Annotated in this window: 17 protein-coding genes and 1 pseudogene; 14 read left to right on the top strand and 4 right to left on the bottom strand. The window is 75.3% G+C overall.

Features of this window, described 5'->3' with window-relative positions; all coding sequences use genetic code 11:
• Positions 1-110: 110 nt before the first annotated feature.
• The 9 genes from EDJALFJO_RS34035 to cysE all read left to right on the top strand — a co-directional run bounded on the left by EDJALFJO_RS34035 (position 111) and on the right by cysE (position 6,293).
• Positions 111-857: an alpha/beta fold hydrolase gene (locus tag EDJALFJO_RS34035; protein WP_088282880.1), complete on the top strand. Its 747-nt coding sequence runs from the start codon at positions 111-113 to the stop codon at positions 855-857.
• 108 nt (positions 858-965) lie between these two features.
• Positions 966-1,526, top strand: a complete 561-nt coding sequence (locus tag EDJALFJO_RS05145; RefSeq protein ID WP_088282878.1) for an aerial mycelium formation protein — start codon at positions 966-968, stop codon at positions 1,524-1,526.
• A gap of 43 nt (positions 1,527-1,569) precedes the next feature.
• Positions 1,570-2,532: an asparaginase gene (locus EDJALFJO_RS05140; RefSeq protein WP_088282876.1), complete on the top strand. Its 963-nt coding sequence runs from the start codon at positions 1,570-1,572 to the stop codon at positions 2,530-2,532.
• Between the two features lie 37 nt (positions 2,533-2,569).
• Positions 2,570-3,031, top strand: coding sequence for a D-aminoacyl-tRNA deacylase (dtd, locus tag EDJALFJO_RS05135; protein ID WP_088282874.1), 462 nt, complete (start codon positions 2,570-2,572; stop codon positions 3,029-3,031).
• Between the two features lie 170 nt (positions 3,032-3,201).
• Positions 3,202-3,630: a hypothetical protein gene (locus EDJALFJO_RS35355; RefSeq protein ID WP_088282872.1), complete on the top strand. Its 429-nt coding sequence runs from the start codon at positions 3,202-3,204 to the stop codon at positions 3,628-3,630.
• Positions 3,624-3,848 (top strand): helix-turn-helix transcriptional regulator, encoded by a 225-nt coding sequence (locus tag EDJALFJO_RS35350; RefSeq protein ID WP_088282870.1) that lies wholly within the window; start codon positions 3,624-3,626, stop codon positions 3,846-3,848. Before EDJALFJO_RS35355 ends, EDJALFJO_RS35350 begins: the two co-directional genes overlap by 7 nt.
• Positions 3,845-4,864, top strand: coding sequence for an NAD(P)-dependent alcohol dehydrogenase (locus tag EDJALFJO_RS05120; RefSeq protein WP_198950018.1), 1,020 nt, complete (start codon positions 3,845-3,847; stop codon positions 4,862-4,864). Before EDJALFJO_RS35350 ends, EDJALFJO_RS05120 begins: the two co-directional genes overlap by 4 nt.
• A gap of 30 nt (positions 4,865-4,894) precedes the next feature.
• The gene (locus EDJALFJO_RS05115) at positions 4,895-5,437 is read left to right on the top strand and encodes an O-acetyl-ADP-ribose deacetylase (protein ID WP_088282866.1); all 543 of its coding nucleotides are present in this window, start codon (positions 4,895-4,897) and stop codon (positions 5,435-5,437) included.
• Positions 5,438-5,459: 22 nt separating this feature from the next.
• Positions 5,460-6,293, top strand: coding sequence for a serine O-acetyltransferase (gene cysE / locus EDJALFJO_RS05110; protein ID WP_088282864.1), 834 nt, complete (start codon positions 5,460-5,462; stop codon positions 6,291-6,293).
• A 22-nt stretch (positions 6,294-6,315) separates the two neighbouring features.
• Here cysE and EDJALFJO_RS05105 read toward each other — a convergent pair whose 3' ends face one another.
• Entirely contained in the window at positions 6,316-7,122 is an 807-nt protein-coding gene (locus tag EDJALFJO_RS05105) for a class I SAM-dependent methyltransferase (RefSeq protein ID WP_233149687.1), read from the bottom strand.
• A gap of 387 nt (positions 7,123-7,509) precedes the next feature.
• On the opposite strand from EDJALFJO_RS05105, the gene mshA reads away from it, so the two are divergent.
• The 3 genes from mshA to EDJALFJO_RS05090 are packed head-to-tail and all read left to right on the top strand — an operon-like array spanning position 7,510 to position 10,188.
• The gene (mshA, locus tag EDJALFJO_RS05100; RefSeq protein WP_088282882.1) at positions 7,510-8,847 is read left to right on the top strand and encodes a D-inositol-3-phosphate glycosyltransferase; all 1,338 of its coding nucleotides are present in this window, start codon (positions 7,510-7,512) and stop codon (positions 8,845-8,847) included.
• Positions 8,844-9,434 carry a YbjN domain-containing protein gene (locus EDJALFJO_RS05095; protein ID WP_088282862.1) on the top strand — a complete coding sequence of 197 codons (591 nt, stop codon included), beginning with the start codon at positions 8,844-8,846 and terminating at the stop codon, positions 9,432-9,434. The genes mshA and EDJALFJO_RS05095 overlap by 4 nt, the downstream gene beginning before the upstream one ends.
• A gap of 10 nt (positions 9,435-9,444) precedes the next feature.
• Positions 9,445-10,188 (top strand): phosphoglyceromutase, encoded by a 744-nt coding sequence (locus EDJALFJO_RS05090; RefSeq protein WP_088282860.1) that lies wholly within the window; start codon positions 9,445-9,447, stop codon positions 10,186-10,188.
• 83 nt (positions 10,189-10,271) lie between these two features.
• Here the strand turns inward: EDJALFJO_RS05090 and phoU are convergent, their stop codons facing one another.
• Positions 10,272-10,955, bottom strand: coding sequence for a phosphate signaling complex protein PhoU (gene phoU / locus EDJALFJO_RS05085; RefSeq protein WP_088282858.1), 684 nt, complete (start codon positions 10,953-10,955; stop codon positions 10,272-10,274).
• Positions 10,956-11,205: 250 nt separating this feature from the next.
• Between phoU and EDJALFJO_RS05080 the strand changes: the two genes are divergently transcribed.
• The gene (locus EDJALFJO_RS05080) at positions 11,206-12,438 is read left to right on the top strand and encodes a cell wall metabolism sensor histidine kinase WalK (protein WP_088282856.1); all 1,233 of its coding nucleotides are present in this window, start codon (positions 11,206-11,208) and stop codon (positions 12,436-12,438) included.
• On the top strand, positions 12,435-13,121 hold the full coding sequence (locus EDJALFJO_RS05075) for a response regulator transcription factor (RefSeq protein WP_088282854.1): 687 nt from the start codon (positions 12,435-12,437) through the stop codon (positions 13,119-13,121). Before EDJALFJO_RS05080 ends, EDJALFJO_RS05075 begins: the two co-directional genes overlap by 4 nt.
• A 93-nt stretch (positions 13,122-13,214) precedes the next feature.
• Here the strand turns inward: EDJALFJO_RS05075 and EDJALFJO_RS05070 are convergent, their stop codons facing one another.
• Complete coding sequence (locus EDJALFJO_RS05070; RefSeq protein WP_088282852.1) at positions 13,215-13,739, bottom strand: hypothetical protein; 525 nt, start codon at positions 13,737-13,739, stop codon at positions 13,215-13,217.
• A gap of 77 nt (positions 13,740-13,816) precedes the next feature.
• Positions 13,817-14,325: pseudogene (locus EDJALFJO_RS34030) on the bottom strand (hypothetical protein); the annotation flags it as partial.

Below are 14,325 nucleotides of genomic sequence, written 5' to 3'. Positions count from 1 at the left end.
CGTAGCCCGGGGCAGCCGCCCCGGCCGCCCCCGGCTACGTCGTCGCGGCCGCGGCGTCCGGCCCGGTCGAGTACCTCGTCACCGGGACCGGTTCCCCGGTCACCCTCCTCGTGCACGGCCTGGCGGGTTCCGTCACCCAGACCCGCCCGTTCGGCTCCGGCGTTCCCGGCACGAAGGTGCTGCCGCACCTGCGCGGCCACGGCGGCACCGCCGTCCCGCCCGGCGGGCCCGGCACCTACGCGGACCTCGCGGCCGAGGTCGAGGCGGTCCGGGCGGCGACCGGGGCGACCCGCGCGCTCGGGGTGAGCCTCGGGGCCGGCGCCCTGCTGCGCTCGCTCGTCGAGGCGGCCGCGGCCGGTGCGCCCCTGCCGTACGAGCGGGTCGTCCTCGTGCTGCCCGCGGCACTGCGCACCCCGGCGCCGGACCAGGACCCGAGCCGTGGCCGGCTGCTCGACCTCGCCGACGCGCTCGAGGCGCGCGACGCCGTCCGGGCGGCGGCGCTCCTGCGCGACCAGCAGCCCGAGGCCGTCCGCCGGCTGCCGGCGGTGGGGCTGTGGGCCCGCCGCCGGGCCGCCGAGATCGTCGGGCCCGTGCTGCCGCCCGTGCTGCGTGCGTTCGCCGGTGCCGCGCCGCTCGCGGACCTGGGGGCCGGCGCGGAGGTGCTGGCCGCCGTCCGGCTGCCGGTGCTCGTCCTCGCCCAGGAGGGGGACGACGTCCACCCGGTCGCCGCGGCGCACGGGCTGGCGGCGGCGCTGCCGGAGGCCGACCTCGTCGTGCTGCCGCCGGGCGGGGTGCTCTGGACCGGCCGGGACCGGCTGCGCGAGGTCCTCACCGGCTTCTTGGGTACTTCTGAGTAAGCAAGCCGTCACTATCCGGCGTCATACGTGCATGATGAGCGGTAGGTTTGGTGCCGGAAGGCCGGGGAGGTCGTGACGTCCCCGGCACGCGAGCGTTCAGGAGAGACGATGACGGACTACCTGCCCGGCGGGCGGCGCCGTGTCGACCGGGTGCTCGCACCCGACTTCGTGACCGGTCTCGACGGTCTCGACCTCGACCAGATCCGGGCCCGCCGCATCGAGGCGGACCAGGAGGAGACCGACCTGTCGTACGCGCGGCGGCTGCTCCAGGGCCGGATCGACATCCTGCGGGCCGAGCAGGCCGCGCGCCGGGGTGACGGGCCGATGTCCGGGCACCCGCGCACCGACGAGGAGATCGTCAAGGCGCTGTCCCTCGTGCTCGCCGACGAGCGCCGCCAGGACCACGGGATGGGCCGCCACACGGTCTCCGAGCCCAGCCGGATCGGCGAGCACCGCCGCGAGGCCGAGCGGGCCGTCGCGGACGTCGGTGCGTCGGCGACCGACGACCTGTCGGACGAGGCGCTCGCCGCGGCCGTCGCCAAGCTCGTCGACGTCGAGGCCCGGGTCAGCCGGGTGCGGCGCGAGGTGCAGGGCGTCGTCGACGCGCTCACCGCGGAGATCGCCCGGCGCTACGCGGCCGGCGGTGTGCCGGTCGGTGCCGGCTCCTGACCTGCCCGGCGGGCCGGACGGACGGCGCCAGTAGGCTCCGCGCGTGAACTACGGCCTCCTCGCACGCGTCGTCCGTTCCGGGTTCGTCGAGGGGGAGCACCGCGGCACCGCGGTCGCGCTCGACCCGGCCGGCGCGGTCGTCGCCGCGGTCGGGGACGTCACCGCGCCGATCTTCCCGCGCTCGTCGAACAAGCCGATGCAGGCCGTCGCGATGCTCCGCGCGGGCCTGCGGCTCGACGGGCACCTGCTCGCGCTCGCGGCGTCGAGCCACTCCGGCGAGCGGTACCACCAGGACGGCGTCGCGCGCGTGCTCGGCGCCGCCGGGCTCACCGTCGACGCGCTGCGGAACACCCCCGACCTGCCGCTCGACGACGTCGACCGGCTCGCCTGGCAGGTCGCCGGCCGGGCGCCGACGGCGCAGGCGCAGAACTGCTCCGGCAAGCACGCGGCGATGCTCGCGACGTGCGTCGAGAACGACTGGCCGCTCGACACCTACCTCGACCCCGCGCACCCGCTGCAGACCGCGATCGCCGCGACGGTCGCAGACCTCGCCGGGGAGGTCGTCGCCGCGACCGGGGTCGACGGCTGCGGGGCGCCGGTGCTCGCCATCTCGACCGTCGGCCTCGCGCGCGCGTTCGCGCGGGTCTCGACGGCCCCGGCCGGCACGCCGGAGGCCCGTGTCGCGGCCGCCGTCCGGACCCATCCGGAGTGGCTCGGCGGCACCGGCCGGGATGTCACCGCCGTGCTCCGCGCCGTCCCCGGGCTCGTCGCGAAGGACGGCGCAGAGGCGGTCTACGCGGCCGCGCTGCCCGACGGCCGCGCGGTCGCCGTCAAGGTCGCCGACGGCTCCGACCGGGCCCGGGTGCAGACCCTCGTCGCGCTGCTGCGCCGGCTCGGCGTCGAGGAGGGGGCCGACGGCGTGGACGGCGCGGCGCTCGACGCGCTCGCGCACGTGCCGGTGCTCGGGCACGGCCGGGAGGTCGGGCTCGTCGAGGTCGCGTTCTGATGCGCGGTCCCGTGCGCGGCCGTGCGGGGAGCGGGTCGTGAGGGTCGTCGTCCAGCGCGTCTCCCGGGCCCGCGTCACGGTCGCCGGCGAGGTCGTCGGGGAGATCTCCCGGCCGGGGCTCGCGGTGCTCGTCGGAGTGACCCACACCGACACCGCGCAGACCGCGCAACGCCTGGCCCGCAAGGTGTGCGACCTGCGGATCCTGCGCGACCCCGACGGCAGCGCCTCGGGCACCGGCCGCGCCGACGAGGCGTCCGCGCTCGACGTCGGCGCCGCCGTCCTCGTCGTCAGCCAGTTCACCCTCTACGGCGACACCCGAAAGGGCCGCCGGCCGTCGTGGGTCGACGCCGCACCCGGCCCGGTCGCCGAACCGCTCGTCGACGCCTTCGCCGCCGCGGTCGCCGACCTCGGCCTCGAGGTCGCCCGCGGTCGCTTCGGCGCCGACATGGCCGTCGACCTCGTCAACGACGGTCCCTTCACACTCGTCCTCGACGCCTGAGCGTCCTCCCCTCTGAGGAACATCGCTGTCGATATGCACGGCGATGTTCCTCAGAGGGGCTCCGGCAGCGCCGACATGTAAAGAATTCTTGACCTCGTGTCCGATCTGCTTTACCTTCGAGATGTCAAAGATTCTGTACATCGCAGGGTCGCCCAGTCCGGAGGACCGTCATGACCTTCCTCGAGAAGCGCGCGTGGACGATGCTCGTCGTCGCCGTGCTCGCCTACACCGCGTACGTCGTGGTCGTCCTCGCGCGGCTCGGCGGCGGGGTCTCGCTGCCCGGCGTGCCGTACGCCGGGGCGCTCCTGTGGTCGGTCGGTGGCGCGATCGTGGCGAACATCGCGGTCGAGGTCGCGCTCGGCGCCCTGCGGCCGCGCGACCCGCGGACGACGGACGACCGGGACGCCGAGATCGGCCGTCTCGGGGACCAGGTCGGCCAGGCCTTCCTCGTCATCGGCGCGGTCACGGCGATGCTCCTCGCGCTCGCCGAGCAGCACCCGTTCTGGATCGCCAACGCGATCTACCTCGGGTTCGTGCTCTCTGCCGTCGTCGGGTCGGTCGCGAAGGTCGTCATGTACCGCGTGGGCCTGCCGTGGTGAGGCCGACGCGGGTCACGAACTCGATCCGGGCGCTGCGTTTCAGCCACGGCGAGATGACCCAGGCCCAGCTCGCCGACCGCGTCGGCGTCACCCGGCAGACCCTCATCGCGATCGAGCAGGGCAAGTACAGCCCGTCGCTCGAGGTCGCGTTCCAGATCGCCCGTGCCTTCGGCGTCCCGCTCGACGCCGTCTTCCACTACCCCGAGGACCCCTCATGAGCACTCCGTCCGCAACGATGAAAGCCCTGGTGCAGAACGCCTATGCCGACGGTGAGGCGCTCGACCGGGCGCTCGCCGTCGAGGACGTCCCGGTCCCGCGGCCCGGCCCGGACGACGTGCTCGTCGCCGTCCGCGCCGCCGGCGTCGACCGCGGCGCCTGGCACCTCGTCACCGGTCTGCCGAAGGGGCTGCGGGTCGCGACCGGCCTGCGCCGGCCGCGGCAGCGCACGCCCGGGCTCGAGGCCGCCGGCGTCGTCGAGGCGGTCGGTGAGCGTGTCACCGGCTTCCAGGCCGGCGACGAGGTCTACGGCGTCGTCCGTGGCGCGTTCGCGCAGAAGGCGCTCGGTGCCGCGAAGTCGTTGCACGCCAAGCCCTCGGGGCTGTCCTTCGCCGAGGCCGCCGCGCTCGCGGTGAGCGGCGTGACGGCGGTCCTCGCGGTCCGTGCGGCCGGCGAGGGGGCGGTCGGCTCGGGCCGCCGGGTGCTCGTGCTCGGTGCGGGCGGCGGGGTGGGCAGTCTCGTCGTCCAGCTCGCCACGGCGTCCGGCGCCCACGTGACCGGTGTCTGCGGTGCGGACAAGGCCGACCACGTCCGGGCGCTCGGTGCCGACGAGGTCGTCGACCGGGCGGCCTTCGACGCCGGAACCGTTGCGCCGCAGGCGGACCGGCCGTTCGACGTCGTCGTCGACACCGCCGGCAACCGGACCCTGCGCCGCCTGCGCGGCCTGCTGACGCCGACCGGGGCGCTCGTCCTCGTCGGCGGCGAGGGCAAGGGCGGCCCGCTCGGCGGCTTCAGCCGGCAGCTGCGTGCGCTCGCCCTCAACCCGTTCGTCCGGCAGCGGCTCGCACCGCTGGCGTCCGTGACGAACGCCCGGTCGCTCGCCCTGCTCGCCGAGCGGGTCGAGGCGGGGGCGCTGCGCCCCGTCCTCGACGCGACCTACCCGCTCGCGGAAGCCGCCGACGCCGTCCGCCGGGTCGGCTCCGGCCGGGTCCGTGGCAAGGTGGTCCTCGAACCCTGAGGCGAGATCCTGAGACAGCAGGAGGTCCACGTGCTCGTCGAGGTCGTCGCCGGGGACATCACCCGGCTCGAGGTCGACGCCATCGTCAACGCCGCCAACTCGACGCTCGTCGGTGGTGGTGGCGTCGACGGTGCGATCCACCGGGCCGCCGGGCCGAAGCTGCTCGAGGAGTGCCGGCGGGTGCGGCGCACGACGTACCCCGGCGGGCTGCCCGTCGGGGAGGCCGTCGCGACGTCCGGGTACGACCTGCCCGCCCGATGGGTCGTCCACACCGTCGGTCCGAACCGCACCCGCGGCCAGGCCGACCCGGCGCTCCTGGCCGCCTGCTTCACGCGGTCGCTCGCGGTGGCGGCTCAGGTCGGTGCGACGTCCGTCGCGTTCCCGGCGATCGGGGCCGGGGCGTACGGCTGGGACGTGGGTGAGGTCGCGCGGGTCGCGGTCGCGGCGATCCGGCAGGCGGACGCCGACGGGCTGACGGCCGGTCCGGCCGGCACCCGCGTCGAGCGGGTCGTCCTCGTGCCGTTCGGGCCGGCCGCGACCGCCGCGTTCGAGGCCGCGGTCGCGGTCGCCTGACCTGGCGGCTTACCCTCGGGACATGGCCGACCGCGCGATCTCCGTCGTCCCCTCCGTGGTCCGTGACCCGATCTGGGCGCGGCTGCGGGACGACGCCACCCGGATGGCGGCGGGCGAGCCGGTGCTCGCCAGCTTCGTCCACGCGACGATCCTCGGGCACGACCGGATGGAGCGGGCGCTCAGCTACCACCTCGCGCACAAGCTCGCGAACGACGACGTCGGCGCGCTCCAGGTGCACCAGGTCTTCGACGAGGCGTTCGAGGACGACGAGATGCTCGGCGAGCACGTCCGCCGGGACCTGTCGGCCATCTACGACCGGGACCCCGCGGTCCGCACGCTCGTCGAGCCGTTCCTCTTCTTCAAGGGCTTCCACTCGCTCCAGGCGTACCGCGTGACGCACTGGCTGTGGGGCAAGGACCGCACGGCGCTCGCGTTCCACTTCCAGAGCCGGATCTCCGAGGTGTTCGGGGTCGACATCCACCCGGCGGCCCGGATCGGCTGCGGCGTCATGATCGACCACGGCACCGGCGTCGTCATCGGCGAGACCGCCGTCGTCGAGGACGACGTCTCGCTCCTGCAGGGCGTCACCCTCGGCGGCACGGGCAAGGAGTCAGGCGACCGGCACCCGAAGATCCGGCGCGGGGTGATGATCGGGGCCGGCGCGAAGGTCCTGGGCAACACCGAGATCGGCGAGTACAGCCGGATCGGCGCCGGCAGCGTCGTCCTCAAGCCGGTGCCGCCGCGCTCGACCGCGGTCGGCGTCCCGGCCCGGGTCGTCGGGCACAGCGGGTGCGAGCGGCCCGCGATGGAGATGAACCAGCTCATCGACGAGGTGCCGGGGGAGTACCAGATCTAGCCCGTTCTGCCCCGCCCCGCGATCACGCGGGCCGGACGGCGTCCCAGGCCAGCGTGAGCTCCCCGAGCCGCCAGCGGGACGGGCCGTCGAGGACGGGCCAGCCCTCGGCCCGCAGCGTCTGCGCGGTCGCCGTCCAGCGCTGCCGGGCGCCGAACGTCGCCCGGTGCGCGGCCCGCGCCCACGCGTCGTCGAGCGCCCCGAGGGCGTCGTGCACCCGCTCGCCGGGCACGTTGCGGTGGATGAGCACCTTCGGCAGCCGCTCGGCGACGTCCGACGGCCGCTCGAACGCGCCGAAGCGCAGCGACAGCGTGAGCGACACCGGGCCGTCGTCCGCGGTCACCGCGACCCAGGTCGAGCGTCGTCCGATCTCGTCGCACGTGCCGTCGACGAGCAGCCCGCCGGGCGCGAGCCGCTCCCGGACCACCGACCAGGCCCCCGCGACGTCCGCCTCGTCGTACTGCCGCAGCACGTTGAAGGCACGGACGACGACCGGCCGCCGGCCGCCGGGCAGCGGCACCTCGAAGCCGCCCAGCGCGAACGACAGCCCGTCACCCGCGAGCGGCAGCGCGGCGGTGACCCGCGCCGGGTCGATCTCGACGCCGACGACCTCGACGTCGGCCCGGACGGCGCGCAGCCGGTCCCGCAGCTCGACCGCGGTCACCGGCGTCGCGCCGTAGCCGAGGTCGACGACGACGGGGTCGGCGGCCCGGCGCAACCGGTGGGCCTGGGGGCCGGCGAGCCAGCGGTCGACGCGGCGCAGCCGGTTGGGGTTGGTCGTGCCGCGGGTGATCGTGCCGACCGGACGGGTCGGCCTGCCGGCGCGCGCCACGACTGCCAGCCTAGGGGCCCGTCCGGTCGCGCGGCGCGGGTGAGATCGGCGACGTCGGCCGGCACCGGAGGTGGAGATGCCCCGGATCATGGTGACTCGTCCCGGCGGTGCGGCACTTTCGACAGGGTGCCCGTCGGTGCGCCGCGCTAGCGTCGGCGGCAGGAACCGGGCCCCGACGCCCGGGCCCGGGGGCAGGTCAGGCCCGGGTGCAGCAGCCGGTGCGGAAGCAAACGGCCGCCGGGTGCGTTCGCACCCTGCGGCGAGAGGGGCCGGGTGGCCCCGCGTGACGTGCCGCCGACGAAGGAGCCGCGAGTGTCCCCGACCGCCGTGCCCGGCAGAGGGCTGTCCGGCCGCGCCGGCCGCGACCGCGTGCCGCGCCGGGTCGCGATGCTCACGGTGCACACGTCTCCGCTCGAGCAGCCCGGCACGGGCGACGCCGGCGGGATGAACGTCTACATCGTCGAGACCGCGCGCCGGCTGGCGGCCCGCGGCACCGAGGTCGAGATCTTCACCCGGGCCACGTCGAGCGGTGCCGAGCCGGTCACCGAGCTGGCCCCGGGCGTGCTCGTCCGGCACGTCACCGCGGGCCCGTTCGAGGGTCTGTCGAAGGACGACCTCCCCGGCCAGCTCTGCGCGTTCACCGCGGGGGTCATGCGCGTCGAGGCCCGCCGCGAGCCCGGCTGGTACGACCTCGTGCACTCGCACTACTGGCTCTCCGGCCAGGTCGGCTGGCTCGCCGCCGACCGCTGGTGCACCCCGCTCGTGCACACGATGCACACGATGGCCAAGGTGAAGAACGCCATGCTCGCGGACGGCGACCGGCCCGAGCCGGCCGTCCGCGTCATCGGCGAGGAGCAGGTCGTCGACGCCGCCGACGGGCTCGTCGCGAACACCGACGACGAGGCCCGCCAGCTCGTCGAGCTCTACGGCGCCCGCCCCGAGCGCGTCTCGGTCGTCCCGCCGGGGGTCGACCTCGACGTCTTCACGCCCGGCGGCCCGGACGGCCGCGCCGCGGCCCGGCGGCGGCTCGGCGTCCCGCAGGACGCCGACCTGCTGCTCTTCGTCGGCCGGATCCAGCCGCTCAAGGCGCCCGACGTGCTCGTCCGTGCCGCGGCGCACCTGGTGCGCGAGCGGGCCGCCCGCGGCGTGGCCCGGCCGCTCCAGGTCGCGATCGTCGGCGGTCCGAGCGGCAGCGGCCTCGACCGCCCCGAGGAGCTCCAGCGGCTCGTCGCCGACCTGGGCCTCGGCGACGTCGTGACGTTCCACCCACCGGCCCCGCGGGCCCTGCTCGCGCACTGGTACCGGGCCGCCGACGTCGTCACGGTGCCGTCGTACAACGAGTCGTTCGGGCTGGTCGCCGTCGAGGCGCAGGCCTGCGGCTCCCCGGTCGTGGCCGCCGCGGTCGGCGGGCTGCCCACCGCCGTGTCGGACGGCGTGAGCGGCCTGCTCGTCGACGGGCACGACCCGCTCGACTGGGCCCGGGTGCTCGGCGGCCTGCTCGCCGACCGGCCGCGCCGGGACGCGATGGCCGCCGCCGCGGTGCTCCACGCGAGCCGGTTCAGCTGGGAGGCGACCGTCGACCGCACGCTCGAGGCGTACGCCGAGGCCGTCGACCGGCACCGCAACCTGCTCCGGGCCCCGCTCGGGGCCGGCTCCGGGCCGCTCCTCGTGCCCGCCGGGCCGGCGATGGCGGGGCTCGGCGGCGGGCTGGCCGTGGCGCCGTGAGTGCCGGGACGCCGGCCCGCGAGCGCGCCGAGGCGGCCCTGCACGCGTGGGTCGCGGGCGCCGGCGTGGAGTCCGACCTCGGGGCCCGCCCGGGCGAGGTCGTCGTCGTCCTGCCGGGCGAGGCGAAGCTGCGCACGGCCGTCTCGATCCTCGTCGGGGACGCCGCCCTCACCGCGTCGGCGTTCGTCGTCCGCCGCCCGGACGAGAACCACGAGGAGTTCTACCGCTGGCTCCTGCGGCGCAACCTGCGCCTGCCCGGGATCGCCTTCGCGCTCGACCCCGCCGGGGACGTCTTCGTCGTCGGCCGGCTGCCCGTCGACGCCGTCACCGAGGACGAGCTCGACAGGCTGCTCGGCGCGGTGCTCACGGCGTCGGACGGTGCCTTCAACGAGCTGCTCGCGATCGGCTTCGTCACCTCGATGAAGCGGGAGTGGGCCTGGCGGGTCTCGCGCGGGGAGCCGACGCACAACCTCGAGGCGTTCCGGCACCTGCTCGAACCGTCGTCCGACGGTGCGCCCGGGGCCCGGCCGGAGGCGCCGGGTTCCGAGGACCGGACGGCCCCCGAGGGCCCCGCCGCGGCCCACTAGCCTTTCCCGCATGACCTACACGCTCGTCCTGCTCCGCCACGGCGAGAGCGACTGGAACGCGAAGAACCTCTTCACCGGCTGGGTCGACGTCCCGCTGTCGGACAAGGGCCGCGCCGAGGCCGAGGCCGGTGGCCGGCTCCTCACCGAGGCCGGCGTCCTGCCGGACGTCGTCCACACGTCGCTGCTGCGCCGCGCCATCACGACCGCGAACCTCGCGCTCGACGCCGCGGACCGGCACTGGATCCCCGTCAAGCGGCACTGGCGCCTCAACGAACGGCACTACGGCGCGCTCCAGGGCAAGGACAAGAAGCAGACGCTCGACACGTACGGCGAGGAGCAGTTCATGCTCTGGCGCCGGTCGTACGACGTCCCGCCGCCGCCCATCGAGGACGACGACGAGTTCAGCCAGGCGGGCGACCCGCGGTACGCCGGCCTCGGTGCGGACATGCCGGCGAGCGAGTGCCTCAAGGACGTCGTCGTCCGGATGCTGCCCTACTGGGACACCGACATCGTCCCGGACCTGCGGGCCGGCAAGGTCGTGCTCGTCGCGGCGCACGGCAACTCGCTGCGCGCCCTCGTCAAGCACCTCGACGGCATCAGCGACGAGGCCATCGCCGGGCTGAACATCCCGACCGGCATGCCCCTGGTCTACGAGCTCGACGAGAACCTCGCGCCGACCGTGCCCGGCGGCACCTACCTCGACCCGGAAGCCGCCGCAGCGGCCGCCGCCGCCGTCGCCAACCAGGGCCGCTGACCAACCCCTCCCAGCAGTTACTAGCGCGTATGACCCGATAAGCGGGTCATACGCGCTAGTAACTCGGCGGGGTGGACGTGGGGTCAGGCGGGGCGCAGGCCCGTCTGGTGCTCGGACGACGTCACGTGCGGGCGCTCGCCCGTCACGAGGTAGACGACGCGGCGCGCGACCGACACCGCGTGGTCGGCGAAGCGCTCGTAGTACCGGCCGCACAGCGTGACGTCGATCGCGGTCTCGATGCCGTGCTCCCACTCCGGCGACAGCAGCACCGCGAACAGCGTGCGGTGCAGCTGGTCCATCGCGTCGTCGTCCGTCTCGAGCTCGGCGGCGAGGGTGAGGTCGCGGGTCGCGATGACCGACCCGGTCTTCGCGACGACCCGCTCGGCGACCTGGCCCATCTCGACGATCGTGCCGCGCAGCTCGGCGGGGATCGCCGACCCGGGGTAGCGCATCCGGGCGAGCTTCGCGACGTGCCGGGCGAGGTCGCCCATCCGCTCGAGGTCGGCGGTCATCCGCAGGCCGGTGATGATGACCCGCAGGTCGGTCGCGACGGGCTGCTGCCGGGCGATGAGGCCGAACGAGCGCTCCTCGAGCTCGATCTGGAGGGCGTCGATCTGCTCGTCCGCCGCGATGACGCTCTCGGCGAGGCCGAGGTCGGCGTCCAGGAGAGCGGTCGTGCCGCGGGCGATCGCGGACCCCACGAGCCGGGTCATCTCGACCATGCCCTCGGACAGCACGGCCAGCTCGCCGTGGAAGTGCTCTCGCATCGCTGGTGTCTCCTCGACGGGTTCTGAACTGCTTCTGCACTGCGTCTTCATCGGGCCACGACCCGCGAGCAGGGCCCGCGGGACGGCATGCGGCCCCCGACCCCACGGCGGCGCCCCGGTGAACGGTGGCAGGCGGGCGGGAGCGGGGGTTGAACGGGTCCCGGCTGCAAGGTGAACTCGCGGCGAAGGGATCACCCGGTCGGCCTCCCGTGTCCTTCCGCCGGCGGGATCCGGCCCTACCCTGAACGACGTGGACGCGTCTGCGGCGGCGGTGCTCGCCGGGCTCGTCGGCCTCCTGGTCGGCGCCCTGGCCGTCTTCGCGTTCCGGATCAGCGAGACCGAGCGGCTCGGCCTGGCCAGCCTGCCCGAGCCCGAGCTGCCGCCGGGCGTCGGTGAGGTCCTCTCCGTGCTCCGGTCGGCGGCCGTCGTGCTCGACACCGCGGACGGCGTCGTCAAGGCCAGCCCTGCGGCGTACGCGTTCGGCCTCGTCCGCGGGCACGACATCGTCCACGCCGAGCTGCGCGAGATGGCCGCCGAGGCCCGCCGCTTCGGCCTGGTCCGCGAGCGCGAGCTCGAGCTGGCCCGCGGCCCGCTCGGCCGGGCCCGGCTCGTCGTCCACGCCCGGGTCGCCCCGCTCGGCCCGGAGCACGTCCTCGTTCTCGTCGAGGACCGTACGGAGGCCCGGCGCGTCGAGGAGATCCGCCGCGACTTCGTCGCGAACGTCAGCCACGAGCTGAAGACCCCGATCGGCGCGCTGCACCTGCTCGCCGAGGCGGTCCACGACGCCTGCGACGACCCGGACGCCGTCCAGCACTTCTCCGAGCGGATGCAGCGCGAGTCCATGCGGCTGTCGACGCTCGTCCAGGAGATCATCGACCTCTCCCGGCTGCAGGTCGCCGACGCGACGCACCCGCCGGAGCCGTGCGACGTCGACGAGATCATCGCCGACGCCGTCGACCGGTGCCGGCTCGCGGCGCAGGCCAAGCGGATCGAGGTCGTCACCGGCGGGGACGACGGCGGGGTCGTCTTCGGCGACGACAACCTCCTCGTGACCGCCGTCCGCAACCTCATCGACAACGCGATCGCGTACTCGCCGGAGATGACCCGCGTCGGGGTCGCCGTCCGGCGGGTCGACGGCCTCGTCGAGGTCGCCGTGAGCGACCAGGGCATCGGGATCCCGCCGGCCGAGCAGGCCCGGATCTTCGAGCGGTTCTACCGCGTCGACCCGGCACGCTCGCGGGCCACCGGCGGCACCGGCCTCGGCCTGTCGATCGTCAAGCACGTCGCCGCCAACCACGGCGGCGAGGTCACCGTCTGGAGCGTGGAGGGCGAGGGCTCGACCTTCACCCTGCGCCTGCCGGACGCCGTCGCGCAGGGGGAACCCCCCGCCGACACCTACGTCGCGACGGACCCGTCGCACGTCACCACCGCGCGCCCCGACCATGACGGCGCGCACGCAGAACCGAGGGGAGCCGCACTGTGACCCGCATCCTCGTGGTCGAGGACGAGGAGTCGTTCAGCGACCCGCTGTCGTACCTCCTGCGCAAGGAGGGCTACGAGGTGGCCGTCGCCGACGACGGCCCGGCCGCCCTGGCGGAGTTCGACCGCCACGGCGCCGATCTCGTCCTGCTCGACCTCATGCTCCCGGGCCTGCCCGGGACCGAGGTGTGCCGCCAGCTGCGCGCCCGGAGCAACGTCCCCGTCATCATGCTCACGGCCAAGGACAGCGAGATCGACAAGGTCGTCGGGCTCGAGCTCGGGGCCGACGACTACGTGACGAAGCCCTACTCCTCGCGCGAGCTCGTCGCGCGGGTCCGGGCCGTCCTGCGCCGGGGGACGGAGCCGGAGTCGCTCGCACCCGCGACGATCGAGGCCGGCCCCGTCCGGATGGACGTCGAGCGGCACGTCGTCACCGTCGACAACCAGACGGTCGCGATGCCCCTCAAGGAGTTCGAGCTCCTCGAGATCCTGCTGCGCAACGCGGGCCGCGTCCTGACCCGGATGCAGCTCATCGACCGGGTCTGGGGCTCGGACTACGTCGGCGACACCAAGACGCTCGACGTCCACGTCAAGCGGCTGCGCAGCAAGATCGAGCCCGACCCGGCCAACCCGAAGTACCTCGTGACGGTCCGCGGTCTCGGCTACAAGTTCGAGAGCACCGGCTGAGGCCGTAGGCCTACCCCGGACGACGACGAAGGCCGCGTGAGGAACCTCCTCGCGCGGCCTTCGCGGCGTGCTCCGGGCGGACCCGGCGGGGGATCAGCCCGCGGGCTTCGCCGTCGGCGTGAGCGTCGCGTACGGGCCGTTGGCGGCGAGCACGGGGAGCGCGAAGGTCGTGGACCCGGCGCCCGTCGAGGCCTTGATCCGCAGGTTCGTGCCGGGCCCGGTCGGGACCGTGGGCAGGGTCAGCGCGGTGCCGCCGGTGCCGACCTGGGCGAGCGTGCCCGGCGTCACCTCGACGTCGACGGGCTGGCCGACGGCCGCACCGGTCGCGTCCTGCACCGAGAGCGAGACGGTGACGGGCTCGGTGCCCTCGTTGGCGATCGCGCCGGCCACGACGCCCGCGGCGCCGGCCTCGCTCGTCACGAGAAGGAAGTTGCGCAGACGCACGACGCCACCGGTGGCCGGGTCCTCGATGGTGCTCGCCGTGCCGTCGCTCGCCGGGTAGGGCGTCGCGATCGTCGCCGGGTTGGTGAACGAGCACCCCGTGAGCACCGCGGCGACGGCCACGCCGGCAGCCGCGAGTCGGACGGTGGCCGCCGTCGATGCGGTCCTGAACGTCACGGGCCGTGCCTCCTTCGTGCGAGCGCTGTCCCGGACCTCGCCCGGGTCGGCACGCAGCCTACCGGCCCGGACCCCGCTCACCCGCGAGGGGCGAGCGCGGCGAGTGCGATCTCCATCGCAGGCAGGCCGCGCCCGTCCGGGGCGACGTCGCGCAGCACGACGGCGACGGTGCCGTCCGGCCGGACGAGGACGACGGTGAGGCCGCGCGCCCGGGTCCCGCGGGCCAGCACGTCGTCCGGGTCGAGCGCCCAGCGAGCCCCGCCGGCGGCCGCCTGCGTGTCGAGGGCGTCGAGCCCGCGGCGGGCCGCCGCCGTCGACGCGTCGTCGCGTCCGCCCGGTGCGACGAGCCAGGTGCTGAGCCGGAACTCACGGGCCTGGACGTACAGCGTCCGGACGGCCGGCGCGCACCGGCAGCCCGCCGGGGCGAGCAGGAGCACCGCGGGCCGGATGTCGTCCGTCGTCACCGTGCCGAGGTCCGCGGTGAGCACCGCGGCGGGCAGCCGCCGCCCGAGGATGGCACCGTCGGGCTCGAGGGCCGGGGCGGGCTGCTGCGGCGCGGGGGCGTCCGCCGCGGGGACGGCGACCC

This window comes from Kineosporia sp. A_224, from assembly GCF_002198655.1.
In the GTDB taxonomy this organism is placed as follows: Bacteria; Actinomycetota; Actinomycetes; order Actinomycetales; family Kineosporiaceae; genus R-H-3.
Note: the sequence above shows the minus strand (reverse complement) of the source record. Positions and strands in the feature narration are given on the sequence as shown.

What these genes read in the sequence shown, in the direction of transcription:
- EDJALFJO_RS05145 (WP_088282878.1), top strand. Translation starts at nt 966, where the DNA reads ATGACGGACTACCTGCCCGGCGGGCGGCGCCGTGTCGACCGGGTGCTC.
- phoU (WP_088282858.1), bottom strand. Translation starts at nt 10,955, where the DNA reads ATGCGAGAGCACTTCCACGGCGAGCTGGCCGTGCTGTCCGAGGGCATG.
- EDJALFJO_RS35355 (WP_088282872.1), top strand. Translation starts at nt 3,202, where the DNA reads ATGACCTTCCTCGAGAAGCGCGCGTGGACGATGCTCGTCGTCGCCGTG.
- mshA (WP_088282882.1), top strand. Translation starts at nt 7,510, where the DNA reads ATGCTCACGGTGCACACGTCTCCGCTCGAGCAGCCCGGCACGGGCGAC.
- EDJALFJO_RS05120 (WP_198950018.1), top strand. Translation starts at nt 3,845, where the DNA reads ATGAGCACTCCGTCCGCAACGATGAAAGCCCTGGTGCAGAACGCCTAT.
- EDJALFJO_RS05090 (WP_088282860.1), top strand. Translation starts at nt 9,445, where the DNA reads ATGACCTACACGCTCGTCCTGCTCCGCCACGGCGAGAGCGACTGGAAC.
- cysE (WP_088282864.1), top strand. Translation starts at nt 5,460, where the DNA reads ATGGCCGACCGCGCGATCTCCGTCGTCCCCTCCGTGGTCCGTGACCCG.